Below are 22,138 nucleotides of genomic sequence, written 5' to 3'. Positions count from 1 at the left end.
GGTGTCTCACCGGCGCCACGGGATCGGCTCCCGCCGGGAACCGCCCTCCCGCTCCGGCGGGGTCGGCGGGGGTGTCTCAGCGGTCGAAGCGCCCGCCCTTCACCTCGGCGACGAACGCGGCCCACGCGCGGGTGCCGAAGACCAGCGGCACCCCGCCCCTGTCCTTGCTGTCCCTGACGGCGATCCCCCACCCGGGAAGACGTGCCACCTCGACGCAGTTCCCGCTCGCCGCGCTGCGTCGGCTCTTATGCCATGTCATCGTAGACGGCCATATATCAGTCATAGCGTCACCTTTCGCCTACGAGGTCACGCAAGGCACTTTAAGGATGAACGCGCAAAGAGCAACTGACAAGGCATCGAAGAGCGACCGGGGAGGCCGGGACGGTGTCCGCCGTACGGTCGCGCCGTGCGATGATTCCTCGGGCCCGCCGACCGGCCGCAATCCATCCGGCGGGCGAGGAAACAGGGATTCACTCGATCCCGGCGGGGCGGCTCCCGTGCTCCTCGACGAACGCTCCTCGGTGAACGCTCTCCGGCGAGTGCTCTTCGGTGAGTGCCGGGGCCGCTTCTCCCACGGTTCCGGCTACAGGTCGAACTCCCCGTCCCGGACACCCGCGACGAATGCGCTCCACTCACCGGGGGTGAAGGTGAGAACGGGGCCGGACCTGTCCTTGCTGTCGCGGACCCCCACGTGCCCCCCGTTCAGCGCCGCCACCTCGACACAGTTGCCGTTGGTGCCGCTTCGCGCGCTCTTCTTCCAGATCACGTCATTGTGATTGTTCGCGTTCATCATTCTTTCCGGAAATATCAGACGAGCAATGGGCGGAGTACGCCCCTACTCGCTCCAGTAATCGATTGTTTTTTTGATCAGCTCCTGTGACGCCGTCTCGTCGAGAGCCCGTTCCACCAGGTATCCGAAGGCGCGTTCGTACGCGTAGACCGTTTCCGGATCCTCGACGAACTGCCCGCCGGGGAGCGACTCCACATAGACGACGTCCTGGAAGTCGGGAAAGGCCAGGTGCAGAAACGCGCCGGTCGACACCGGCGGCGGAACGCGCTGGGGAAGGATTCTCATCTCCACGTGCTCCAGTCGCGAGACCTCGATCAGGTACGCGAGCTGTTCCCGCATGACAGAGGCGTCGCCGTACTGATTCCTCAGCACGGATTCGTGCAGCACGCTCACATGGGTCAGCGGGTCCGGCGCGAGCAGCAGGGTGCGCTGCCGCGTCATCCGTATCTCGACCCGGTCCTGGAGCCAGCTGGGCGGAACCTGGCTGGCATGCTGGTTCGCCCACGCGACGGACCGGACGTATTCCTCTGTCTGGAGAAGACCGGGAACGACCTGGGGTTCCCAGTTTCGTATCACGGTGGCCTCCGCCTCCATCCCGATGAGCGTGATGTAGTCATCGGGGACGGAACTTCGGTATCTCTCCCACCACCCCTTCTGGGCGGCGTCGTGCCGCAGCGCCACCAGTTGCCGCAGGAGGGTCTCCCCGGCCCGGTAGAGCTCGCCGAGCGCCTCGACGTCGGCCTGGGAGGCCAGCGTCTTGGCGTTCTCGATGCGGCTGATCTTGGCGGTCGACCAGCCGAGGCGTTCGGACGCCTCGTCACCCGTCATGTGGAGGTTCTCGCGGAGCCGTCGCAGCTCCACACCCAGTCGTCGCCGGCGGAGCGCTGGACTGCCACGTTCCGGCATCACGACCTCCTCATCCATGACGGGCGGACGGATGTCATGGCCTCGACAGGAACCTCACGCATGTTAGTGCAAATTACAGGGATCATTGCAGTGCATACGCGGAAGTTCATTGCTTTTTTCCTTACGGCAAGCCTTGCAGGTAAATCTCCGCTGAGCGACTATCAGAACAGAAAGGTTCCCGGAAGGCCGGGGGGGCCACCGACGATCATCCGGTGGCGTGTTCACGGGACCTGTGAGAGCCGTGCGCGCGGGGCGTCGCGAGCGGGCGGCCACTTCGGTGACGGCGCCGCTCCGGCACGACGGAGGGGACACGGGAGGCCAGCGGGGAGTCCAGGGGACGGGCCGGCGACGGCCAAGAGTCGCACGCGATCAGACGCGCCCCGCCGGGCGCAAAGAAACCGGGTCGGCGGCCACCGACCCGGTTGGCACGAGAACTCCGCGTCAAAGCCACGAAGGGAGTCTCCTATGTCCTTTCACCGTACCAACAGATTCCGTGGAATCAAGACCTTCGCCCGCGACCTGATCTACGTGAGCGACCGAGAGCTCTGCATGGACCAGGACGAGTGGGCCCACCGCCTCGGCTGGACCGTGACCAGGACGGGGTTCGGGGCCCGGCACTACCGCGACCCCCGCTTCGACCTGCTCCGGGCCGAGCGGATCGTCACCCCGGCCCTGGCTCTCTCCCCCGTCCCGGACAAGGTCGCGGGCGGCGACGTCGCCGCCTGACCGTCCCGTCCCCGTTCCGTGACGACGACCGCGCCCCCGTACCGGGGGCGACGACCGCGCCCCGGTACGGGGGAGGCCCCGGGCCGCGAGGCGCGTGCCCGGGGCTTCCCCTCACCGCACCCGGCGGCCATGATGAGTTCATTCGTCGAACTCAGGAGTGCCGATGAGAACAGCGCACCGGACCTGTCCCCTCTGCGAGGCCGTCTGCGGTCTCCGGCTCACCCTCGACGACGCCGGGCACATCACCTCGGTCAAGGGCGACCCGGACGATCCGTTCTCCAAGGGGTTCATCTGCCCCAAGGGCGCGAGCCTGGGCCGCCTGGACGAGGACCCCGACCGGTTGCGCGCGCCGATGGTCCGGACGGGCGAGACGTGGCGCGAGGTCTCCTGGCCGGAGGCGTTCCGCGTGGTCGAGGAGGGCCTGACCTCGGTGATCGACACCCACGGCCGCTCCGCGCTGGCCGTCTACGTCGGCAACCCGAACGCCCACTCCATGGCCGGCGCCCTGTACGGCGGATCGCTGATCCGGGCCCTGGGCACCCGCAACGTCTTCTCGGCGAGCAGCGCCGACCAGATGCCCAAGCACGTCTCCTGCGGCCTGATGCTCGGCGACCCGATGGCCATCCCCGTGCCCGACCTGGACCGCACCGACCATCTGCTGATGCTCGGCGCCAACCCGCTGGAGTCCAACGGCTCGCTCTGCACCGCCCCCGACTTCCCCGGCCGCCTCAAGGCGCTGCGCGCGCGGGGCGGCAGGCTCGTGGTCGTCGACCCGCGCCGCACCCGCACCGCCGCCCTGGGCGACGAGCACCTGTTCGTCCGGCCGGGCACCGACGCCTACCTGCTGTTCGGCATCGTGCACACGCTGCTGGCCGAGGACCTCACCTCGATCGACGTCGAGGTGGAGGGACTGGAGGAGGTCCGGCGGCTGGCGGCCGACTTCGCCCCCGAGGCGGTGGCGCCGATCTGCGGCGTGCCCGCCGGCCGGATCGCGGGGCTGGCGCGCGAACTGGCCGCGGCGCCGACGGCCGCCGTCTACGCCCGCATCGGCACCTGCACCGCCGAGTTCGGCACGCTCGCGCAGTGGCTGGTCGACGTCGTCAACGTCCTGACCGGCAACTTCGACCGCCCCGGCGGGGTCATGTTCGCCAAGCCCGCCACCGAGAACGGCCGCCGCACCAGGCCGTACGCCACGGGACGCTGGCACAGCCGCGTCCGGAACCTGCCGGAGGCGAACGGCGAACTGCCGGTGGCCACCCTCGCCGACGAGATCGAGACCCCCGGCGAGGGGCAGGTCAGGGGGATGGTCATGGTGGCCGGCAACCCGGTCCTCTCGGCGCCCGGCGGCCCCCGGCTGGAGAGGGCCTTCCGCGACCTGGAGTTCATGGTCTGCGTGGACCCCTACCTGAACGAGACCACCCGGCACGCGAACGTCATCCTGCCGCCGCCGCGGACGACGCAGTCGCCGCACTACGACCTGTCGCTGCTGTCCTTCGCGGTCCGCAACTACGCGCGGTTCTCCCCGCCGGTGCTGCCGCTGGAGCCGGGACGCCCCTCGGAGGCCGAGATCATGGCGCGGCTGACGATGATCGCCTCGGGACAGGGCGCGGACGCGGACCCGGCCTCGCTGGACGAGCTGATCCTCGAACGGATGCTCGAGCGGGCCGTCGCCACGCCCGGTTCGCCGGTGGAGGGCCGTGACGTGGCCGAGCTGCGCGCCTCGCTGGACGGCGCGAGCGGCGCGGAGAGGCGGCTGGACGCCATGCTCAGGCTCGGCCCGTACGGGCTCTCGCTCGCCGCGCTCCTGGAGAACCCGCACGGCGTCGACCTGGGCGCGCTGGAACCGCGGCTGAAGGAGATCCTGCGCACCGCCTCCGGGCGGGTGGAGCTGGCCCCGCCGCCGCTCGTCGAGGACGTCGCGCGGTTGCGCGACCGGCTGGCCGTGCCGCCCGCGGAGATGGTGCTGATCGGCCGGCGCCACCTGCGTTCCAACAACAGCTGGCTGCACAACGTGGGCCCGCTGGTCGGCGGGACCAACCGGTGCACCCTGCAGATCAACCCCGACGACGTGAGCCGGCTCGGGCTGGACGGGCACGCCGTGGTCCGGTCGGCCACAGGCGAGCTGGTCGTGCCGCTGGAGCCGACCGACACGATCATGCCGGGGGTGGTGAGCCTGCCGCACGGGTGGGGGCACGCCGGCAGCTCGCAGACGGTGGCCGCCGAGCACGCCGGGGTGAACGCCAACACGCTCACCGACGATTCCGTGGTGGACGTTCCCTCGGGAAACGCCGTGTTCAACGGGGTTCCGGTCACGCTCGGCCGCGCGTGATCCCATGATCGCTCGGAAAAGGGGGATCGGCGCGCATTAGGCTTGCGCGCGTGACCACCCCTCCAGCACAGGACCGCCTGCACGCTCAGCTCAGCTTCGCCATGGAGATCGACAAGCTCAGGCGCGTCGTCCGCCGCAACACCCTCATGGACGGGTCGCGGCGGGAGAACGACGCCGAGCATTCGTGGTACGTGGGCATGCTGGCGATGGTCCTGGCCGAGCACGCACCCCCGGGCACCGATCTCGACAGGGTCGTGGCGATGTTGCTCGTCCACGACATCGTCGAGATCGACGCCGGGGACACGTTCATCTACGACAGCCAGGCCGTCGAGGCCCAGCTCGGCATCGAGCGCAAGGCCGCCGACCGGATCTTCGGGCTCCTCCCCGACGACCAGGCGTGCCGGCTGCGCGCGCTCTGGGACGAGTTCGAGGAGCGCAGGACTCCTGAGGCCCGGTTCGCCAAGGCCCTGGACCGCATCGCGCCCATCATGGCCAACCATCACAACGAGGGAGGCACCTGGTCGCTGTACAAGGTGACGGCCGAGCAGGTGCTGGAGAAGGTGAGGATCATCGAGGAGGGGTCGCCGACACTGGGCGCCTACGCCACCGAGATCATCGCTCTATCGGTCAGCCGGGGGCATTTGGCGCGTGCATAACGCCTTTCCCGGGTAGGTCCCTTAGGGCTAAGAAAGGGGCGATGGTGGAGGAAACCGTCAAAACAGGACGCAGAACCTTCAAGCGTCTGGTGCCCGGGGTAGAGCTCACCGACCGGATCGAGCGGTCGCCCAGAGCCGACAGGCCGATCCGCGTGCTCGCCAAGGCCGTACGCCGAAGGATCGGCCCCGGGCCGCTCCGGGACCTGCTGCACGGGGTGCCGACCGGCAAACCGCTCCATCCGCCGCTCGCGAACCTCGCCCTGGGGCTCTGGTCCGCCACGGCGGTGCTGGACGTGACCCGTTCCGACCCCCGCGCGTCGCGCGTGCTGGTGGCCGGAGGGCTCGTCGCCGCGGTACCCGCGATGGCGGCGGGCGTGACCGACTGGTCCGCGCTGCACCGCGAGCAGCAACGGGTGGGCTTCGTGCACGCGATCGCCAACCTGACCGCCCTGGGGCTCTACACCGGGTCCCTGGCCCTGAGGCTGGCCGGCCGGGACCGGACCGGGCGGATGCTCTCGTTCGCCGGCCTGGGCGCCGCGAGCGTGGGCGGCTACCTCGGCGGTCACCTGGCCTACCGGCAGGCGGCCGGGGCCAACCACGCCGAGTCGGTCGCCCACCTGGTCCCGCTGGGCTGGCACGACCTGTGCGAGGTCTCCGACCTGCCGGACGGGCGCCCGGTCACCCGGCGGCTCGGCTACATCGACCTGTTCGTGCTCCGCGTCGGCGGCGGCGTCACCGTGCTCGCCGACCACTGCGCCCACCTGGCCGGCCCGCTCCACCAGGGACGCCTGGTCTCGGAGGAGGGTACGGCCTGCGTGGTCTGCCCGTGGCACGGGAGCACCTTCCGGCTCTCCGACGGGGCCGTCGTGCACGGTCCGGCCACCGCGCCGCAGCCGTCCTTCGAGACCCGCGTCCGCCGCGACGGCGTGCTCCAGGTCCGACCGGCCCAGGTGTGACCCGGCCCGGGACGCGCCCCGGCCGGGCGTGAACCGGCCCGGGGCGCGTCCCGGGCCGGCGCGGGGTCCGGGCGGGCGTGCCGCCGCACCTAGGCGGGCTTGCCGTCGGCGGGGTGTTCGACCAGGGCGAGAATACGGCTGGACATGAAACGGGCGGTGCGCACGGCCGTACCGCTCCGGGTGACCTCGCTCACCTCCACCACGCCGCCGCGCGCGTTGGCGACCTCCACGCGGCGTCCGGCTCTGGTGGCGCTGACCTCGTAGGTTCGTGAACTGTCTCCTGCGTCGATGACAACCTCGACCTTGTCACCTTTCATACCTGATAAGTACCCAATGGCAGGCAAGTTCACCCGTACACCAGTTTGACTATCGCGATCACGCCGACGCAGACGATGAACCAGCGCAGCACCGGGGCGGGCAGCCTCCTGCCGATCTTCGCCCCCAGGAAGCCCCCGATGGCCGCGCCCAGCGCCACCATCAGCACCGCCATCCAGTCGATCTCCGCGATCAGGACGAACAACGTCGCCGCCGCGGTGTTGATCAGCAGCGACAGCACGTTCTTGGTCCCGTTGATCCGCTGCAGGTCGTCGTCGAGGAAGCTGCCCAGCAGCCCGATGAGGAGAACGCCCTGGGCCGCGCCGAAGTAGCCGCCGTAGATGCCGCACGCGAAGACGCCCGCCCACAGCCAGGGACCCCCGTGCGCGCGGGGGTGCTCCCGGCGGGCGCTCAGCCACCTGTTCAGCCGGGGCTGGACCACCACCAGCACGCACGCCAGGCCGATCAGCACCGGCACGACGATGTCGAACGTCTCCGCGGGAAGGTAGAGCAGGAGCACCCCGCCGATCACCGCGCTGACGATCGTGGGCAGGCCCAGCCGGATCAGCCGCTGGCGCTGCCCCCTCAACTCCGCCCGGTAGCCGAGGGCGCCGGTCAGCGACCCGGGGACCAGGCCGATGCTGTTGCAGACGTTGGCGACGATCGGCGGCATCCCCAGCGCGACCATCGTCGGGAACGTGATCAGCGATCCGGAGCCGACGACCGCGTTGATGCTCCCGGCCCCGATACCGGCCACGAAGATCGCGACGGCCTCCCACGGTGTCATGCGCTTCCCCTCACGTGTACGGCTCGCGCCCATCACGGGGTGCACGGCCCTCCAGGGATGCTAGGAGGAGATCGACAAGTCCCCGAGGGCGGGGTCCGCCTGCCAGGGGGCACGCGAGGGTCGCCGGCCCGCGGCCGGGGCCCGGTCGTCAGGCCGGCACCGGGCGGACGGGGAAACGGCGCGCGAGGGTCGTCAGCCGGCGGGCGGGGTCCGGGACTCCCGGGGTTCCGCCCCGGAGCCCGCGGCGGGTTCGCGCGGAGGCCGGGGTCTCGTCCCGGGGCCGGGATCCCTCTCGGCGATCTCCAGAAGCGCCCGCAGGTACGCGTAGGTGAGGACCTCGGCGCCGGGACCGTCCTCGCGGACGGCCCGCATGAGCGTCTCGGCCGCCTCGGCCTCCCCCAGCGCCCGTTCCCTCCTGGCGTCGGCCTCGGCCCGTGCCGCGAGCACCGCCGCCTCGGCCTCGCCCCGCGCCCTGAGCACGGCCGCCTCCCGTGCCCCCTCCGCGGCCAGGACGGCGGCCTCCCGGTTCCCCTCGGCGGCCAGGACCGCCGCCCGCCTGTCCCGCTCGGCGCACGCGTGCCGCTCGATCGACTCCTGGACGGAGACCGGCGGATCGATCGCCTTGAGCTCGACCCCGCCGACCCGCACCCCCCACGCGCCGGCGGCCCGCCCGAGCGCCTCGCACAGCTCGGCGCCGATCTCGCCGCCGGAGGCCAGCGCCTCCTCCAGGTCCCTGGCGCCGATCGCGTCGCGGAGCCCGGTGACGGTGAGCTGCTCGACGGCGAGGAGGAAGTTGGCGATGTCGTAGGTGGCCGCGCGGGCGTCGACCACGCGGAAGTACACGGCCACGTCGACGGAGACCACCAGGTGGTCACGGGTGACGACCGGCCGCGGCGGGAAGGAGACGACCTGCTCGCGCAGGTCGACGACGTCCCTGATCCGGTCGATGAACGGCACCACCAGGCTCGGCCCCGGGCCGAGGGTGCGGTGGTAGCGCCCGAACCGCTCCACGACCCCGGCGGTGGCCTGGGGCACCACATGGACCGTCCGGTACACGGCGAACGCCGCCACGGCGACGACGACGAGCGTGACGACGAGCGATTCCATGAGCAATCCCCGGCGGTCGGTTCACGTGGACCCCTGACCGCAGGATATTTGCTTTTCCGTTCACCGGCCTTTGAACGCCGATAACGGTCTCAGAGCTGGTGGGCCCGCGCGTACCAGCGGCCGTCACGCCCCCGGTCCAGGGTGAGCGGGACGCTGAAGGTGCGCGAGAGGTTCTCCGCGGTCATCACCTGCTCGATCGGCCCCTGGGCCACCACCGAGCCGTGCCGCAGCAGCAGCGCGTGGGTGAACCCGCCGGGGATCTCCTCGACGTGGTGGGTGACCAGCACCATGGTCGGCGCCTTGGGGTCGTGCGCGAACGTGGCCAGGCGGCGGACCAGGTCCTCGCGCCCGCCCAGGTCCAGGCCGGCGGCCGGCTCGTCCAGCAGCAGCAGCTCCGGGTCCGGCATGAGCGCGCGGGCGATCTGGACCCGCTTGCGCTCCCCCTCCGACAGCGTGTTGAAGCGCCGCCGGATCAGGTGGGCGCAGCCGAGCTGGTCGATCAGCTCGACGGCCCGCGTGACGTCGTTGGAGTCGTACTCCTCCGTCCAGCGGCCGAGAATGGCGTACGAGGCCGTGAGGACCAGGTCGATGACCTTCTCCTCCGGCGGGACCTTCTCCGCCAGCGCGGCGCTCGCCAGCCCGATGCGGGGCCGCAGCTCGAAGACGTCGCTCTGGCCGAGCCGCTCGCCCAGGATCTCCACGATTCCCTCGGTGGGGAACAGCAGAGCCCCGACCACCTGCAGCAGCGTCGTCTTGCCCGCGCCGTTGGGACCGATGACGACCCACCGTTCGTCCTCGTGAACGGTCCAGTCGATCTCCCGCAGCAGGGCCGCCCCGTCTCTGCGGACGGTGACGTCCTGTAGCCGAAGCACCTGACCGCCCATCCCTGAAGCCTCCTTGTGAATCGCTGGAACAAAACCTATTGCAGGACAAGCGCATATCGTGGATCGGTGCACCCTGATTCACCGATCTCGGCCACCCTCGTCTGCTGGGGCAACGCCTGGCTCGCCGGGCAGGTCGGCCTCGACGAGGCCGCCGACCGCGTGGAGCGGCAGGCAGGCCCCCAACTCGTCGCCGGTGACGCCGGCGACGTCCCTCTGCGCGGATTCCTCGCCGACCTGCGGATCGAGGGCATGAAGTCGCTGCGGCTGGCCCTGCCGGTCGCGGGTGACCCGCTCGGTCTCACCGGACCGCCCCCCTTCAACTCCGCGGCCATCGAGGCCGGGCAGGCGGCGATAGCCGTGCTTCCCGACAGATGCCTCGGCCTGGTCCCGGTAAAGGACCGCCGCGGGTCATCGTACGCCGGGGTTCGCTGGAGCGTGCTCCAGGCCCGTACCGCGGCCCCGGACCTGCCCTCCCTGGCCGAGGCCGAGCACGAGCTGACCCGCGCGATGCGGACGGCCACCGACGCCCTGCTCGGCGTCGAGGGCCCGGCCCAGGGCAGGCGGCGGGTGGAGATCATGGACGAGGGCCTGGCCCCCGGCTACCCCGCGCGCGCCCACCGGGTCGCCGCGCTGGCCGCCCGGCTGGCCGCGGTGCTCCGGGTCGCCGACGACCGGGGCCTCACCTCGGGCCAGGTCGCCGTACGCGGCCAGGCGCTGCGCGAGCTGGACCGGGCGGTGCGCCGCGCCCGGGTGGTCGCCCACCACGCCATGACCGAGCTGGTCTGACGGGCCCGGGCCCGCCGGGGCCGCCGGGGCCGTCAGGCGAGACCGTTGCGCACCGCGTACAGGGCGGCCTGCGTCCGGTCCTGCACGCCCAGTTTCATCAGCACGTTGGAGACGTGGGTCTTCACCGTCTTCTCCGCCACCGAGAGCCTTCTCGCGATCTCCCGGTTGGAACGGCCCGAGGCGATCAGCGCGAGCACCTCGCGCTCCCGGTCGGTCAGCGGTGCCACCGGCCCGCCCTGCCGTCCTTCCTGCCCGTCCCGCCCGTCCGGAGGGCCCGTCCGCGACGCGGCGGACGGGCCGGCGCCGGACAGCATGGCCTCCGCGGCCTCGGCCGCGAGCAGCACCTGACCGCCGTGCACCGCCCGGATCGCCTGTACCAGCGCGGCCGGTTCGACGTCCTTGTAGAGGAAGCCCGCCGCGCCCGCCCGCATCGCCGGGGCCACCCCGCCGGGGTCGCCGACCGAGGTCAGCACCAGGACCCGGGGCGAGAGGCCGCGCTCGGCCAGCGAGAGCAGGGCGCCGAGCCCGTCCAGGACCGGCATCCTCAGATCCAGCAGCAGCACGTCCGGGGCGAGGGACTCCACCAGCGCGACCGCCTCGGCGCCGTCGGCGGCCTCGCCGACCACGTCCAGGTCGTCCTGGAGGTCCAGGAAGGTACGCAGCCCCTGCCGGACCACCGGATGGTCGTCGGCGATCAGGACACGGATCACACGGGCACCTCCTTCCGCGCCGGCGGACGGCCGCCGGTGATCGGGACGCGGGTCACGCGGGTCACACGGGTCACGCGGGCACCTCCATCCGGACGACCGTGCCGGCGCCCGGCTCCGATCTCACCAGCACGTTCCCGCCGACCGCCTCGGCCCGGTCGGCCATCGAGGCGACGCCCAGCCCCCGCCCCGCCGCGGCGGCCACGTCGAACCCCGTCCCGTCGTCGCCGACCTCCAGCACCACCCGCCCGCCCTCGCGGCCCAGCCGCACGGTGACGGCCCGCGCCGCCGAGTGCCGGGAGGCGTTGTGCAGCGCCTCCTGGGCCACCCGCAGGACGGCCACCTCGACCTCGGGATCGAGCCCGGCCGCCTCGGCCTCGGGATCGAGCCCGGCCGCCTCGGCCTCGGGGCCGGGCGCGCGCGCCGGCCTCCTCCCGGCCGTCTCCTCGAACGAGAACGAGGCCGGATGGAGCCGGTCCAGGAGCCGGACGTGCTTGCGGAGCGTCTCGGCCAGGCCGTGCCGGCCGAGTTCGGCCGGGCGGAGTTCCACGATCACCGCGCGGAGCTCGGCCAGCGCCTCCCCGGCCAGCCGCTCCACCCGGTCGAGCTCCCGCAGTGCCCGCACCGGGTCGCCGGGCACCAGCGAGGCGGCGGCCTGCGCGGTGAGGCGCAGCGAGAACAGCTTCTGGGTCACCGCGTCGTGCAGGTCCCTGGCCATCCGGGTGCGCTCCTCCACCAGCGTGAGCTCCCGGCTCCGCTCGTACAGGCGGGCGTTGGTGAGGGCGATCGCGGCGTGCGCGGCGAACATGGTGAGCAGCCGCTGGTCGGCCTCGGTGAAGCCGCCCGGCGTCCGCTTGTCGGACAGGAAGATGATGCCGAGCACCTGTTCGCCGTCCATGATCGGCACTCCGAGGAAGTCCTTGAGCACCGGATGGGCGCGCGGCCAGTACTCGAACCGGGGGTCCCTGCGGATGTCGGGCAGCCGGACCGGCACGCCCTCGCGCAACATGGCGCCGAGCATGCCGTGCTGGCGGGGCATGGGCCCGATGGCCTTCCACTGCTCGTCCGAGATGCCCTCGGCGACGAACTCGGCGAACGCCCCGGCCTCGTCGGGCACGCCCAGCGCGGCGTAGCGGGCGTCCAGCAACCGCTGCGCCGACCGCACGATGACCTGGAGCACCTCCCGTACCGAAAGGTGCCTGGTCACCGCGAGGACGGCCGAGCTCACCGCGTCCAGCACGGCGCCCGGGTCCTCGCTCTGGGAGCTCTGGGAGCTCTCGGGGCTCTCGGCACTCACGAGACGACTCTAGGCCGCGGCGGGCGCCCGCCGCGCGCGCCGTCGGTCCTAGGTCCTCCCCGGTCCGCCTACGACCATCGGCCCGGGCCGTACCGGGTCCGACGGCCGATGTGCGGCGGGCGGGCGGCTCCTAGCGTCGGGGCATGACGAAGACGGCACTCATCACCGGCGCCTCCCGCGGTCTCGGCCTGGCCCTGGCCCGTTCCCTGGCCGCCGGCGGCTGGCGGCTCATCCTCACCGCGCGCGGCGAGGACGCGCTGCGCTCGGCCACCGACGGGCTCGGCGCCCTCACCCTGGCGGGGGACGTCGCCGACCCCGCCCACCGGGACCGGCTGGCACGGGCCGCGGCGGAGAGCGGCGGGCTGGACCTGCTGGTCAACAACGCCTCGGGGCTGGGCCCCGTACCGCTGCCGCCGCTGGCCGCCTATCCGGTCGGCGCGCTCGGCGACCTGTTCGAGGTCAACGTGCTGGCCCCGCTGGCGCTGGTCCAGGCGACCCTGCGCGGGCTCAGGGACCGGCGCGGCGCGATCGTGAACGTCTCCTCCGACGCGGCGGTGGAGGCGTACGAGGGATGGGGCGGGTACGGCGCGACCAAGGCCGCCCTGGAGCGGCTCTCCCACGTGCTGGCCGTGGAGGAACCGGACGTCGCGGTCTGGTGGGTGGATCCGGGGGAGATGTCCACGGCCATGCTCGCCGACGCGGTCGGCCCGGACGAGGCCGCGGCGGCGCCCGCCCCCGAGACCGTGGTGCCCACCCTGCTGCGGCTGATCGCCGAGCGCCCCAGGAGCGGGCGGGTGAGGCACACGTGAGCGGGACGACGGGCACGCCGGCCGTCACCGGCACGGACGGCACGGACGAGGCGGAGGGCGTGGACGGCATGGAGGGCGTGGACGGCATGGAGGGCGCGGACGGCATGGAGGGCGCGGAGGGTGCGGCTCGCACGGGTCTCGTGGACGGCGTGGACGGCGTGGACGGCATGGGCGGCATGGACGGCATGGACGGCGTGGCTCGCGCGGGCCGCGTGGACGCCATGGCGGCCGATTTCACGCTCCCGCCCGAACTGGAGGCGCACGAGCCGCCGGAGGCCCGGGGGACGGCCCGCGACGGGGTGCGCCTGCTGGTCTCCGACCGCGACACCGGGCGGGTCGGCCACCACGCGTTCGCCGACCTGCCGGACCTGCTCGGCCCCGGTGACCTTCTGGTGGTCAACAACTCCGGAACGCTCCCGGCCGCGGTCCGGCTCGACCGCCTGGCGGTGCACTTCTCCACCGAACGCGAGGACGGGACCTGGCTGGTCGAACTCCGCCGGCGCCGAAAGCCGGAGGGGGCCGGACCCGGGAGACGTGCCGGCGTACCCGGTGGATCCGGCGCGTCCGGCGCGTCCGGCGGCACGGGTGTCCCCGGTGGCCCCGGTTTCGACGCCTCCGGTGGCGGCGGCGACCCCGGGTGGGCGGGCGAGTCCTATCGGGGCGGGGTGGCCGGTGAGTGGCTGCCGCTGCCGGGCGGGGCGACGCTGCGGCTGCTGGGGCGCGAGACGCCCCGGCTGTGGCGGGCGCGCCTGGACCGTGAGGTCACCGGCTACCTGCGCCGCCACGGCGTGCCGATCCGCTACTCCTACGTGGACCGGGACTGGCCGCTGGCCGACTACCAGACCGTGTTCGGGGTGCGGCCGGGCAGCGCGGAGATGCCCAGCGCGGGACGGCCGTTCACCACCGCCCTGGTGACCGCGCTGGTGTCGCGCGGGGTCGCGATCGCGCCGATCACCCTGCACACCGGGGTGGCCTCCCCCGAGCGCGACGAGCCGCCCTTCCCGGAACGGTTCGAGGTGCCCGGCTCCACCGCCCGTCAGGTGGAGCTGACGCGCGCGTCCGGCGGCCGGGTGATCGCGGTCGGCACGACCGTGGTCAGGGCACTGGAGACCGCCGTGGCGCCGGACGGCCGCATCCGGGCCGCGAGCGGCTGGACATCGCACCTGGTGACCCCCGAGACGGGGGTACGGGCGGTCGACGGCCTGCTCACCGGGCTGCACGAGCCGCGCTCCAGCCACCTGCTGATGCTCTCGGCGATCGCCGGTCGCGCCCTGCTCTCCCGGTCGTACGCGGCGGCGCTCGCCGAGGGGTACCTCTGGCACGAGTTCGGCGACGTCCACCTCATCGCGGGCGGCCCGGTCAGTCGGTCACAAGAGGTTTCCAAGTGGGGCCCGGAAGGCTGAGGCCGTCACCCTACGGGGATCACCGGATCCCGACTGGAGTAAAGAAATGCGCCGGCACCTCACCGCCCTCGCCGCCCTCGCCCTGGCCGGGGGCGTGCTGCTCACCCCCGGGAGCGCGAGCGCCGCGGCCCCCGCCGCCGCCCCGCAGGGGACGGCCGCCCACGCCGGCAAGCCGCTCTCGCCGCTGAGGCTGACCGCGTACTTCCCGCGCGGCGCCTGGGCGGGCGACGCGTACGTGTACACGCTCAAGATCAAGAATGTCGGCAAGTGGTACACCGACATCGCCTATGTCGAGGGGGTCCTGCCCAGGCAGGCGTCCGGGGTCCGCATCGTCGGCAGGCCCGCCGGGTCCCGCTGCGAGGTCTCCGGCCGCAGGATGGGCTGCTTCCTCGACACCCTGAACCCCGGCAGGTCGGCCACCGTCAAGGTCAAGGTGTGGCTGAGGAACAGCGCCTCGGGCACCGCGACCGCGGAGTTCGGCTCGACCTCGATCGACGTGCCCGCGGGCGGGCTCGGCACCTTCGACGTGCACGGCATCGACATCACCGGCGACGTCAAGTACGTGAAGGTCAGGACCCGGATCCACCGCTGACGGCGGGACGCCCGGACGTGCCCCGGCGCCCGCCCGGCTGGCGCCGTCGACGCCGTCCGGCCCCGCGTCCGACCGGCCCCGGCGCCCCGGCGGCGGCCCGGGGCAGGTCCTAGAAGCGGCCCCAGTCGTCGGAGGCGGCACGCCAGACGTCGATGTTGCGCGGGTCCACGGTCATCCTGCGCGGCCGGTGCGTCTCGTGCTCCTCGGGGGTAAGGACACGATGACCGTCGCACAGCTCGAACCTGGGCCCGTGCTTGGGGTCGAACAGGTAGAACGCGATCGAGGTGGAGGCGGAATGGTTGACCATGTCCGAGGCGATCGGGACGTTCTTGTACAGGGCACGCGCCCGGCCGCGCATCACGTGGTCGAAGCTCTTCATCATGAAGCACAGGTGCGCGACGTAGTACTCCTCGTTGCGCTGGAGGGCGAGGCTGTGGTGGTAGCGGTCCTCGGCCCTGAGGAAGACGGTGACGTCCCCGACGTGGTCGGAGGACTGGAACCCGAGCACCTCGGTGTAGAAGGCCAGGCACTCGTCGTACTTGTCGGTGGCGATGAAGGGGTGCACCAGGTCGAGTGGGCGCAGCTCGACGAGCGGCGGCTCGGCGTACTCGTGGAACTCGGTGAACAGCTCGACGATCAGCCCGTTGGGGTCGCGCACGCCGAAGCCGCGCTCGCAGAGTGCCTTCATCCGGTCCTGTAGCGGGAGCACCTCGAGCCCCGCGGCGGTGACCCGCTCCCGCAGGTCGTCGAGGACCTCGCCGGACTCCACGCTGAAGCCGACCGCGACGGTCTCCGACACCTCCCTGCCGGGCTCGCTGAGCAGCTCCACGCAGTGGTGCTCGATGTCGGCGCGCAGGTAGGCGTGCTCGTCGTCGTGCTGTTCGAGCTGGAGACCCACGTGGTACGTGAGGAACTCGATGGTCGCGGCCATGTCGGGCACCGCGATCCGGGCGTACTCCATCCCGTACGGCGCCCGGCGGCGGGTGGCGGTTGTCATGGTGCTACCTCTTCCTTGTCGTTTCCGTGTGTCTCGTACGCGTCCGCGGGGTCGGGCGGGTCGTTCGGGTGGTGCGGGTCGTTCGGGGCCGGGAAGGTCCGGGCCGGGCGGTGCGGGCGGTCCTTCTCAGAAGGAGAAGCTGACGATGGCCTGCCGTTCGATCACCGGGCGCCAGCGCAGCCGGACGAACTCCTCGTGCGAGGAGCTGTTCAGGTAGTCCAGGAGGTCCCGCTCGGAGTCGAACTCGACGACGAAGCCGTGCGTCATGCTCGTGTCGCGGGTGCTGATGTTGGGGCCGCAGGCCCAGCCGCGCATGGCCGGGTACCTGCCGGGGAACGTCTCCAGCTCCGCCAGGACGGCCTCGGCCGTCCCGGCCGGCACGTCGGAGCGGAAGCGGAAGAGCAGCACGTGTTTGATCATCAGAGGATGAAGCTCAGCCGTGCGCCCGCGTCCATGGCCTCCATGGCGGGGATGGCCCTGCGGAGCCGGAAGCGCAGTCCCTCGTCCTCGACGAGCAGGACGTGCTCGTAGCGGCCCACGTAGGTGTACGTCCCGCCGTCCCGGTAGCGGTGCACGATGAAGTTCGCCGCCACCCAGACCGTGCTCTCGCCCTGCTCCAGGATGAGCACGTTGGAGATCATGCGGTGCGTCCTGGAGTGCGGGTTCTCCGCGTGCGCCTTGCGGCTCTTGAGGCGCTTGACCCTGGCCCTGATGAGGTCGTAGTCGTCGCACATGAAGGAGCCGGCCGAGGAGCTGTCCCAGCCCTTCCAGTCGGTGGTGGCCACCTCAAGCCTTCCGCCCTCCTCGAAGAGGGTGAACCACTCGTCCAGCCGCCACTCGTCGAGCAGCTGGGCCTCCCGGTAGAGGAAGTCCTCCACCTCGGGCCGGGTGATGGTCCTGCCGCCCACGACGTTCTCCTTACGCTCCACCTGCTCCGGTCGCTCCGACCGCTCCACCTGTTGGGTCCGCTCCGTGCTCACCGGGCTCAGTCCCTGCCCGCGACCGCGGCCCAGTGCCGCCAGAAGCTGCGCATCGCGCCCTCGTCGATGGAGCGGCCCTGGTTGCCCTCGCGCTCGTTGGCCATGCCGCGCGACATGTCGCTCCAGTCGAAGCGGGGGTCGGCCGAGTCCGCGGTCGCCTCGATCCCGCGCTGCACCGCCTCGTAGGCCTCGATGTCGTCCGGGGTGGCCAGTCCGCCGGGGCCGACGAAGCTCACCATCGTCTTGATCCGCAGCGCCCGCACGTCGGCCGGCTCGTCCACCTCGACGAACTGCCAGGCCCGCACGTCGGTCCGGTCCGGGGCGACCGGTTCGAGCTGGCGGATGGTCAGCGCCTCCAGGTCGAACAGGAGCAGGTTGGGGAAGACGAAGAGGATGCGGCTGGCGTCGGCGATCTCGGCGGCGAGCTCGGAGCCCAGCCGGTCCACCATCTCCTCGCGCTTGGCGACCGTCCGCTCCCGCTCGGCCTCGCCGAACCTCGGCTCCCAGACCATCCCGATCCGCCCGTTGTGGCCGGTCAGGATGAGCAGGCCGTGGCCGCCGCCCAGGTCGTAGGCGTACTGGTCGTCGTCGGTGACGGCGAAGCCGGTCTCGCGCAGGTAGCCCACGAAGGTGTTGTGCGTGGGGGCGAAGTGGTAGCCGTCCATCGCGTTCTCGACGGCGAGCTTCCAGTTGCCCTTGACCGAGTACAGCTGCACGCCGGGCACGGTCTCCATGCCCGCGGGGCCGATCCTGGCGGTCAGCGACATGTAGTGGGCGGCCTTGCCGAGGTGGGTCAGCAGGTCGGGCACGTCGGGGTCGAAGGCGATGAAGACGAAGCCCTCGTGGCTCGCGATCCTGGGCACCGAGCGGAGCCTCATCCGCTCGCGGAACCCGTCCACGTCGGCGTAGGCGTCGTCGCCGGGCAGGGCCGCCAGGTCGCCGGAGTTGCTGAACGCCCAGGCGTGGTAGAAGCACTGGAAGAACTTGGTGTTGCCCTCGCTGAAGCGGCACAGCACCGTGCCCCGGTGGGTGCAGGCGTTGAGGAAGACCTGGATCTCGCCGGAGGAGTCACGGCAGAAGATCAGCGGGCGCCCGCCGAGGGTCCTGGTCTTGAAGTCGCCCGGCTTGGGGATCTCCGTCTCGTGGCCCAGGTAGAGCCAGGTGTGCCCCCAGATGCGGGACGTCTCCGTCTGGAAGACCTCCTGGGACCGGTAGGCGGACCGGTGCACCCGGAACGAGAGTGCCTCCCCGTCCTCCTCCACGAGAGAGGCGATCGGATGTCCCTGTGTCAGCTCCGTCATCGCGGCGCCCGGCCTTCCTTGTGAATCTTGAACGAGAATTCGAGATGGCATCTCGCTATGTGATGCTGCTACCGCGCCTTCCCGGTGTCAAGTGCGAGCCGGCAGGCCGAAATCTTCGGTTACTCCCCGTTAACGGCGACGCAACACCCGTGGGGTTCTCTCAGCCGGTGACAGCGACATATCCCCCGTGGAGGGACAATGCTCCAGCCGAAGATCGGCCGCATCGATGGTTCGCACTACCTCCCCACCAGCTCAGACACTAGCCTCTGGGGTCTGCTGCCCAACCGCGACCACCCGCCCGTGCTCCATGTCGACTCCGGCGAGACCGTGACCATCGACACGCTGAGTCACGAGGGCATCCTGGAGGACCAGGGCCGCGACCCGGACGCCTACCTCGCCGGTTTCGGCGTCGGCGCGGACCGGGTACTCGCCGACGCGCGCGAGCTCGCCGCCTCCGGGATCCCCCACGACTACGACGCCGACGGCCCCCACGTGGTGACCGGACCGATCTCGGTCGCCGGCGCCGAGCCCGGCGACGTGCTCCGGGTGGACGTCCTGAGCCTGCTGATCCGGGCGCCGTACGGGTTCATCAGCAGCAGGCACGGTTACGGCGCGCTGCCCGGGGAGTTCCCCCAGACCCCGGCCGACACCGGCCCGCGCCCGGACGGGACCCGGGAGTACAACAGCGTCTGCGTCTTCACCGAGGTCGTCGAGGAGGCCGGGCGCCTGCACGGCGTCATCCCGTTCGGCCGGGGGCGGTCGGCGCGTTTCCCGCTCGCGCCGTTCCTGGGCCTGATGGGGGTGGCCTCCGACACCGCCGAGCCGGTCCACTCGGTACCGCCCGGCGCCTTCGGCGGCAACCTCGACATCAACGAGCTCCAGGTCGGGTCGAGCCTCTACCTGCCGGTCCAGGTCCCCGGCGCCGGTTTCTACGCCGGGGACCCGCACTACGCGCAAGGGGACGGCGAGGTCGCGCTGACCGCTCTGGAGGCGCCGCTGCGCGCCACCCTGCGCCTGTCGGTGATCCCCGCGAGCCAGGCCCGGACGCTCCTGGGCGCGCTGGATCAGCCGTTCGCCGAGACCGCCACGCACTGGCTCCCGGTCGGCCTGCACACCGACCTCGACGAGGCTATGCGCCGTGCCGTACGGGCCGCCGTGGGCTTCCTGGAGCGCACCCAGGGGATGGAGCGGCCGAAGGCCCTGGCCTACCTCAGCGCGGCGGCCGACTTCGAGGTCAGCCAGGTCGTGGACCAGGTCAAGGGAGTCCACTGCATGATCAGGAAGGCCGACTTCGGGCTGTGACCGTCCCCGCCGCGCCGTCAGCCTTCGGGCGACCAGACCGCGTCCCGGAAGTCCGCGCGCGGCGGGCTGAACACGTCGACGTTGACGCACGGCCCCTCGGTGGGCTCGACGTAGTGCTCGGCACCCCGGGGGACCAGCAGCATCGACCCGGCCGACATCGCGTGCGGCACGCCGTCGACGTAGTAGTCGCACCTGCCCTGAAGGATCAGGACGAGCTGGTCGAAGTCGTCGTGCCGGTGCGGGTTGAGCGTCATGCCGACGGCCAGCTCGTGCCAGGCCAGCATGACCTCGTCGGTCGAGTACACCTTGCGGGAGACCCCCGGCCGGATCACGGTCGCGGGGATGTCGTCCCAGTTGACCGCGACGCCGTACAGCAACGGGCTGAAAGTGGTCATCGGGCTTCCTTCCATCGATGGGTCACCTCGCGCAGGGCCGAGCCGAGGAGTTGCACGTCGGAGCCGACGACGACGTAGCGGGCGGCGCCCAGGCCGCTGCCCGCGAGCAGCGCCTCGTCCGCGCGGGCGATCCAGCCGCCCGGCGCCACCCCGGCGGACAGGGCCGCGCCGACGATCTCCTCGGCCTTCGCGCGCAGCGCCTCCGGCCCGGGAAGCCCCATGCTGACCGCCAGGTCGGTGGTGCCGACGAAGGCCACGTCCAGGCCGCCCACCAGCTCCGCCACCGGGTCGTGGGTGGTGGCGGTCTCGATCTGCCCGACGAGCAGCGGCGGGTCCTGCTCCTCGGCCGCCAGGTAGGCCGCCAGGTCCACCGCGCCGAAGCCGCCGGTGGGATGCGACAGGCTCACGCTCCGCCGCCCGTGGGGGGCGTAGCGGGCCGCGTCGGCCAGGGCCGCCGCCTCGGCGGTGGCGGTCAGCGTGGAGAGCTGCACCCCGGCCGCGCCCGCCTCCAGCACCCTGTTGATCAGCGCCGGGTCCACGGAGGGCACCCGCACCAGGGCGGGGAGGCCCGTCGCGGCGGCGTGCCGGACGAGCGCGAGCGCGGTCGCCTCCGGCAGCGAGGAGTGCTCCAGGTCCACGACGACGAAGTCGAACCCGGCCCACCGGGCGAGGTCCACGCAGTCGGCGGTCGGCAGCTTGACGAACGTGCCGAGCACCCGCTCCCCGCCCGCCAGCGCCTCCCGCAACCTCCGCCGCGACGCGGCGACCCCCGTCACCGGTCCTGGTCCAGGCCACGCCAGGGCGTCGTCTCCACGCGCCGCCCGTGGTGCAGGACGAGCGCGGGCTCCAGCCTGGTGGCCGTGATCGAGTTGCCGGAGGCGTCGGGCAGGGTCGTCTCGGGCGTGTCCTCCAGCACCGTGACGTGCGCGGGACCGCCCTCGACCAGAGTGCCGTACCCTTCCGCGTCCAGGCCGAGCAGCCGCGCGGGGGCGATGGTCATCCGCGGCACGATCTCGTCCATGGTCATGCCGAGCGCGCGCAGCTTGGCCGCGCTGGTGACCAGGTCGAAGACGGGCCCGCGCCAGTTCCGCGCGCTGGTGTCGGAGGTGAGCAGGTCGGGCAGGAACCCGTCGGCGATGGCCTTCCTGGCGACCTCGAAGCTGAGGTTGCTCCTGCCGTGGGCGCTGTCGAAGAGCACCCCGCGGGCGCGCGCCTCCCGCACCTCGGCGATGACCTTCTCGCCGTCGAGGATGCCGTGCGGCTTGCCGGTGTAGCAGTGGGCGACGACGTCCCCCGGGCGGAGCAGCCCGAGCACCTCGGGCAGCGGCTCCTCGGTCTCGCCGATGTGGACCATCAGCGGCAGCCCCGCGTCGGCCGCGAGCGCGAGGGAGGTCTTGAGCAGCGAACGCCAGGCGGAGCCGACCACGTCCTCGGAGAGGCGGATCTTGAAGCCGCGGACCACGCCCGGGTTCTCCGCCGCGACGGCCAGCGCGTCCTCGGGGACCAGCGTGCCCGGGTTGAGCAGCTCGCCGAAGCGGAAGTCGATGAGCCCGAGCACCGAGACGTTGAGGAAGTTGACGAGCCGCATCTCGGCCGCCTGGACCACGTACCGGTCGAAGGCGGCGAAGGTCGAGGCGCCGACCGTACCGGCGTCGGCGGCGGCGACCACCCCCCGGCGCAGGTGGGCCTCGTCCGGCGGGGCGCCGACCTTCGAGACGTTCTCGAAGACGTGGGTGTGCCCCTCGACCAGGCCCGGCAGGACCCACTTGCCCGCGCAGTCGACGACCTCGGCGCCCTGGGCGGCCAGCGAGGGCGCGATGCGTGTCACCCTGTCCCCGGTCACGGCCACGTCGGTGACCGAGTGGGTGCCCGCCACGGGGTCGAAGACGGTGCCGCCGGACAGGACCAGATCGTATGCAGTCTCGGTCATTTCTCGTTCTTTCGGTTCTGAGGGGCCCTGGGGCCGGATTCCGGGGCCCTGAGGGCTGGGACATGGGGGACGGCGCGTGGACGGGGACGGGGACGGGGGCGGAGGCGGCGCGGGAGCGGAGGCGGCGCGAGGGCGGGACGGGGCGGGGGCGGCGCGAGGGCGAGGGCGAGGGCGAGGGCGCGG

General features: G+C 72.2%; 25 protein-coding genes. 9 read left to right on the top strand and 16 right to left on the bottom strand.

The window, feature by feature from the left end:
- Positions 1 to 76: 76 nt before the first annotated feature.
- From AB0G16_RS07810 to AB0G16_RS07800, 3 genes are all read right to left on the bottom strand, one after another.
- The gene (locus tag AB0G16_RS07810) at positions 77 to 259 is read right to left on the bottom strand and encodes a DUF397 domain-containing protein (RefSeq protein ID WP_362800339.1); all 183 of its coding nucleotides are present in this window, start codon (positions 257 to 259) and stop codon (positions 77 to 79) included.
- Between the two features lie 324 nt (positions 260 to 583).
- Positions 584 to 766: a DUF397 domain-containing protein gene (locus AB0G16_RS07805; protein WP_362800337.1), complete on the bottom strand. Its 183-nt coding sequence runs from the start codon at positions 764 to 766 to the stop codon at positions 584 to 586.
- 69 nt (positions 767 to 835) lie between these two features.
- Complete coding sequence (locus tag AB0G16_RS07800) at positions 836 to 1,696, bottom strand: helix-turn-helix transcriptional regulator (RefSeq protein WP_362800334.1); 861 nt, start codon at positions 1,694 to 1,696, stop codon at positions 836 to 838.
- A 465-nt stretch (positions 1,697 to 2,161) separates the two neighbouring features.
- On the opposite strand from AB0G16_RS07800, the gene AB0G16_RS07795 reads away from it, so the two are divergent.
- The 4 genes from AB0G16_RS07795 to AB0G16_RS07780 all read left to right on the top strand — a co-directional run bounded on the left by AB0G16_RS07795 (position 2,162) and on the right by AB0G16_RS07780 (position 6,363).
- Positions 2,162 to 2,422, top strand: a complete 261-nt coding sequence (locus tag AB0G16_RS07795) for a hypothetical protein (protein WP_362800331.1) — start codon at positions 2,162 to 2,164, stop codon at positions 2,420 to 2,422.
- Positions 2,423 to 2,585: 163 nt separating this feature from the next.
- Positions 2,586 to 4,751 carry a molybdopterin-dependent oxidoreductase gene (locus tag AB0G16_RS07790; protein ID WP_362800329.1) on the top strand — a complete coding sequence of 722 codons (2,166 nt, stop codon included), beginning with the start codon at positions 2,586 to 2,588 and terminating at the stop codon, positions 4,749 to 4,751.
- A gap of 101 nt (positions 4,752 to 4,852) precedes the next feature.
- Complete coding sequence (locus AB0G16_RS07785) at positions 4,853 to 5,407, top strand: HD domain-containing protein (protein ID WP_362800854.1); 555 nt, start codon at positions 4,853 to 4,855, stop codon at positions 5,405 to 5,407.
- A 41-nt stretch (positions 5,408 to 5,448) separates the two neighbouring features.
- Positions 5,449 to 6,363: a Rieske 2Fe-2S domain-containing protein gene (locus AB0G16_RS07780; RefSeq protein ID WP_362800326.1), complete on the top strand. Its 915-nt coding sequence runs from the start codon at positions 5,449 to 5,451 to the stop codon at positions 6,361 to 6,363.
- Positions 6,364 to 6,452: 89 nt separating this feature from the next.
- On the opposite strand, the gene AB0G16_RS07775 is transcribed toward AB0G16_RS07780, so the two are convergent.
- From AB0G16_RS07775 to AB0G16_RS07760, 4 genes are all read right to left on the bottom strand, one after another.
- Positions 6,453 to 6,680, bottom strand: a complete 228-nt coding sequence (locus AB0G16_RS07775; protein WP_329088968.1) for a hypothetical protein — start codon at positions 6,678 to 6,680, stop codon at positions 6,453 to 6,455.
- Between the two features lie 29 nt (positions 6,681 to 6,709).
- The gene (locus AB0G16_RS07770) at positions 6,710 to 7,465 is read right to left on the bottom strand and encodes a sulfite exporter TauE/SafE family protein (RefSeq protein WP_362800324.1); all 756 of its coding nucleotides are present in this window, start codon (positions 7,463 to 7,465) and stop codon (positions 6,710 to 6,712) included.
- 192 nt (positions 7,466 to 7,657) lie between these two features.
- Positions 7,658 to 8,572 (bottom strand): SPFH domain-containing protein, encoded by a 915-nt coding sequence (locus AB0G16_RS07765; RefSeq protein ID WP_362800321.1) that lies wholly within the window; start codon positions 8,570 to 8,572, stop codon positions 7,658 to 7,660.
- A gap of 89 nt (positions 8,573 to 8,661) precedes the next feature.
- Positions 8,662 to 9,456 (bottom strand): ABC transporter ATP-binding protein, encoded by a 795-nt coding sequence (locus tag AB0G16_RS07760; protein WP_362800319.1) that lies wholly within the window; start codon positions 9,454 to 9,456, stop codon positions 8,662 to 8,664.
- Positions 9,457 to 9,522: 66 nt separating this feature from the next.
- Here AB0G16_RS07760 and AB0G16_RS07755 point away from each other — a divergent pair, with 66 nt between their 5' ends.
- Positions 9,523 to 10,242: a hypothetical protein gene (locus tag AB0G16_RS07755; protein WP_362800317.1), complete on the top strand. Its 720-nt coding sequence runs from the start codon at positions 9,523 to 9,525 to the stop codon at positions 10,240 to 10,242.
- Positions 10,243 to 10,274: 32 nt separating this feature from the next.
- Here AB0G16_RS07755 and AB0G16_RS07750 read toward each other — a convergent pair whose 3' ends face one another.
- Positions 10,275 to 10,952 carry a response regulator transcription factor gene (locus tag AB0G16_RS07750; protein ID WP_362800315.1) on the bottom strand — a complete coding sequence of 226 codons (678 nt, stop codon included), beginning with the start codon at positions 10,950 to 10,952 and terminating at the stop codon, positions 10,275 to 10,277.
- Between the two features lie 70 nt (positions 10,953 to 11,022).
- Positions 11,023 to 12,246, bottom strand: coding sequence for a GAF domain-containing sensor histidine kinase (locus AB0G16_RS07745; RefSeq protein WP_362800312.1), 1,224 nt, complete (start codon positions 12,244 to 12,246; stop codon positions 11,023 to 11,025).
- 143 nt (positions 12,247 to 12,389) lie between these two features.
- Between AB0G16_RS07745 and AB0G16_RS07740 the strand changes: the two genes are divergently transcribed.
- From AB0G16_RS07740 to AB0G16_RS07730, 3 genes are read left to right on the top strand one after another with little or no spacing between them, the layout of a single operon-like run.
- Complete coding sequence (locus AB0G16_RS07740; RefSeq protein WP_362800309.1) at positions 12,390 to 13,055, top strand: SDR family oxidoreductase; 666 nt, start codon at positions 12,390 to 12,392, stop codon at positions 13,053 to 13,055.
- The gene (locus AB0G16_RS07735; RefSeq protein WP_362800306.1) at positions 13,052 to 14,458 is read left to right on the top strand and encodes an S-adenosylmethionine:tRNA ribosyltransferase-isomerase; all 1,407 of its coding nucleotides are present in this window, start codon (positions 13,052 to 13,054) and stop codon (positions 14,456 to 14,458) included. The genes AB0G16_RS07740 and AB0G16_RS07735 overlap by 4 nt, the downstream gene beginning before the upstream one ends.
- A gap of 46 nt (positions 14,459 to 14,504) precedes the next feature.
- Positions 14,505 to 15,050, top strand: coding sequence for a hypothetical protein (locus AB0G16_RS07730; protein ID WP_362800303.1), 546 nt, complete (start codon positions 14,505 to 14,507; stop codon positions 15,048 to 15,050).
- Between the two features lie 109 nt (positions 15,051 to 15,159).
- Here the strand turns inward: AB0G16_RS07730 and AB0G16_RS07725 are convergent, their stop codons facing one another.
- The 4 genes from AB0G16_RS07725 to AB0G16_RS07710 all read right to left on the bottom strand — a co-directional run bounded on the left by AB0G16_RS07725 (position 15,160) and on the right by AB0G16_RS07710 (position 18,328).
- Positions 15,160 to 16,047: a VOC family protein gene (locus AB0G16_RS07725; RefSeq protein WP_362800300.1), complete on the bottom strand. Its 888-nt coding sequence runs from the start codon at positions 16,045 to 16,047 to the stop codon at positions 15,160 to 15,162.
- A gap of 126 nt (positions 16,048 to 16,173) precedes the next feature.
- On the bottom strand, positions 16,174 to 16,467 hold the full coding sequence (locus AB0G16_RS07720; protein ID WP_362800297.1) for a Dabb family protein: 294 nt from the start codon (positions 16,465 to 16,467) through the stop codon (positions 16,174 to 16,176).
- Positions 16,467 to 17,027, bottom strand: coding sequence for an aromatic-ring-hydroxylating dioxygenase subunit beta (locus AB0G16_RS07715; protein WP_362800294.1), 561 nt, complete (start codon positions 17,025 to 17,027; stop codon positions 16,467 to 16,469). The genes AB0G16_RS07720 and AB0G16_RS07715 overlap by 1 nt, the downstream gene beginning before the upstream one ends.
- 5 nt (positions 17,028 to 17,032) lie before the next feature.
- Entirely contained in the window at positions 17,033 to 18,328 is a 1,296-nt protein-coding gene (locus tag AB0G16_RS07710; protein WP_362800291.1) for an SRPBCC family protein, read from the bottom strand.
- 198 nt (positions 18,329 to 18,526) lie between these two features.
- Between AB0G16_RS07710 and AB0G16_RS07705 the strand changes: the two genes are divergently transcribed.
- Positions 18,527 to 19,630, top strand: a complete 1,104-nt coding sequence (locus tag AB0G16_RS07705; RefSeq protein WP_362800288.1) for an acetamidase/formamidase family protein — start codon at positions 18,527 to 18,529, stop codon at positions 19,628 to 19,630.
- Positions 19,631 to 19,647: 17 nt separating this feature from the next.
- Here AB0G16_RS07705 and AB0G16_RS07700 read toward each other — a convergent pair whose 3' ends face one another.
- Genes AB0G16_RS07700 through AB0G16_RS07690 form a run of 3 tightly spaced genes read right to left on the bottom strand, consistent with a single transcriptional unit; the run spans position 19,648 to position 21,955 of the window.
- Positions 19,648 to 20,025 carry a cupin domain-containing protein gene (locus AB0G16_RS07700; RefSeq protein WP_362800285.1) on the bottom strand — a complete coding sequence of 126 codons (378 nt, stop codon included), beginning with the start codon at positions 20,023 to 20,025 and terminating at the stop codon, positions 19,648 to 19,650.
- A complete protein-coding gene (locus AB0G16_RS07695; protein ID WP_362800282.1) occupies positions 20,022 to 20,801 on the bottom strand; it encodes an aldolase/citrate lyase family protein in 780 nt (259 codons plus the stop codon). Before AB0G16_RS07695 ends, AB0G16_RS07700 begins: the two co-directional genes overlap by 4 nt.
- On the bottom strand, positions 20,798 to 21,955 hold the full coding sequence (locus AB0G16_RS07690) for an amidohydrolase family protein (protein ID WP_362800279.1): 1,158 nt from the start codon (positions 21,953 to 21,955) through the stop codon (positions 20,798 to 20,800). Before AB0G16_RS07690 ends, AB0G16_RS07695 begins: the two co-directional genes overlap by 4 nt.
- Positions 21,956 to 22,138 lie beyond the last annotated feature (183 nt).

The sequence above is a fragment of the Streptosporangium sp. NPDC023615 genome (genome assembly GCF_040640155.1).
Classification (GTDB): domain Bacteria; phylum Actinomycetota; class Actinomycetes; order Streptosporangiales; family Streptosporangiaceae; genus Streptosporangium.
The sequence above is the reverse complement of the archived record's forward strand: the minus strand, read 5'-3'. Positions and strand labels throughout refer to the sequence as shown.

Excerpts from the sequence above, each read along its gene's own strand:
- AB0G16_RS07810 (WP_362800339.1), bottom strand. The coding sequence starts at position 259 with ATGACATGGCATAAGAGCCGACGCAGCGCGGCGAGCGGGAACTGCGTC.
- AB0G16_RS07800 (WP_362800334.1), bottom strand. The coding sequence starts at position 1,696 with ATGCCGGAACGTGGCAGTCCAGCGCTCCGCCGGCGACGACTGGGTGTG.
- AB0G16_RS07795 (WP_362800331.1), top strand. The coding sequence starts at position 2,162 with ATGTCCTTTCACCGTACCAACAGATTCCGTGGAATCAAGACCTTCGCC.
- AB0G16_RS07790 (WP_362800329.1), top strand. The coding sequence starts at position 2,586 with ATGAGAACAGCGCACCGGACCTGTCCCCTCTGCGAGGCCGTCTGCGGT.
- AB0G16_RS07785 (WP_362800854.1), top strand. The coding sequence starts at position 4,853 with ATGGAGATCGACAAGCTCAGGCGCGTCGTCCGCCGCAACACCCTCATG.
- AB0G16_RS07780 (WP_362800326.1), top strand. The coding sequence starts at position 5,449 with ATGGTGGAGGAAACCGTCAAAACAGGACGCAGAACCTTCAAGCGTCTG.
- AB0G16_RS07775 (WP_329088968.1), bottom strand. The coding sequence starts at position 6,680 with ATGAAAGGTGACAAGGTCGAGGTTGTCATCGACGCAGGAGACAGTTCA.
- AB0G16_RS07770 (WP_362800324.1), bottom strand. The coding sequence starts at position 7,465 with ATGACACCGTGGGAGGCCGTCGCGATCTTCGTGGCCGGTATCGGGGCC.
- AB0G16_RS07765 (WP_362800321.1), bottom strand. The coding sequence starts at position 8,572 with ATGGAATCGCTCGTCGTCACGCTCGTCGTCGTCGCCGTGGCGGCGTTC.
- AB0G16_RS07760 (WP_362800319.1), bottom strand. The coding sequence starts at position 9,456 with ATGGGCGGTCAGGTGCTTCGGCTACAGGACGTCACCGTCCGCAGAGAC.
- AB0G16_RS07740 (WP_362800309.1), top strand. The coding sequence starts at position 12,390 with ATGACGAAGACGGCACTCATCACCGGCGCCTCCCGCGGTCTCGGCCTG.
- AB0G16_RS07730 (WP_362800303.1), top strand. The coding sequence starts at position 14,505 with ATGCGCCGGCACCTCACCGCCCTCGCCGCCCTCGCCCTGGCCGGGGGC.
- AB0G16_RS07725 (WP_362800300.1), bottom strand. The coding sequence starts at position 16,047 with ATGACAACCGCCACCCGCCGCCGGGCGCCGTACGGGATGGAGTACGCC.
- AB0G16_RS07720 (WP_362800297.1), bottom strand. The coding sequence starts at position 16,467 with ATGATCAAACACGTGCTGCTCTTCCGCTTCCGCTCCGACGTGCCGGCC.
- AB0G16_RS07710 (WP_362800291.1), bottom strand. The coding sequence starts at position 18,328 with ATGACGGAGCTGACACAGGGACATCCGATCGCCTCTCTCGTGGAGGAG.
- AB0G16_RS07705 (WP_362800288.1), top strand. The coding sequence starts at position 18,527 with ATGCTCCAGCCGAAGATCGGCCGCATCGATGGTTCGCACTACCTCCCC.
- AB0G16_RS07700 (WP_362800285.1), bottom strand. The coding sequence starts at position 20,025 with ATGACCACTTTCAGCCCGTTGCTGTACGGCGTCGCGGTCAACTGGGAC.
- AB0G16_RS07690 (WP_362800279.1), bottom strand. The coding sequence starts at position 21,955 with ATGACCGAGACTGCATACGATCTGGTCCTGTCCGGCGGCACCGTCTTC.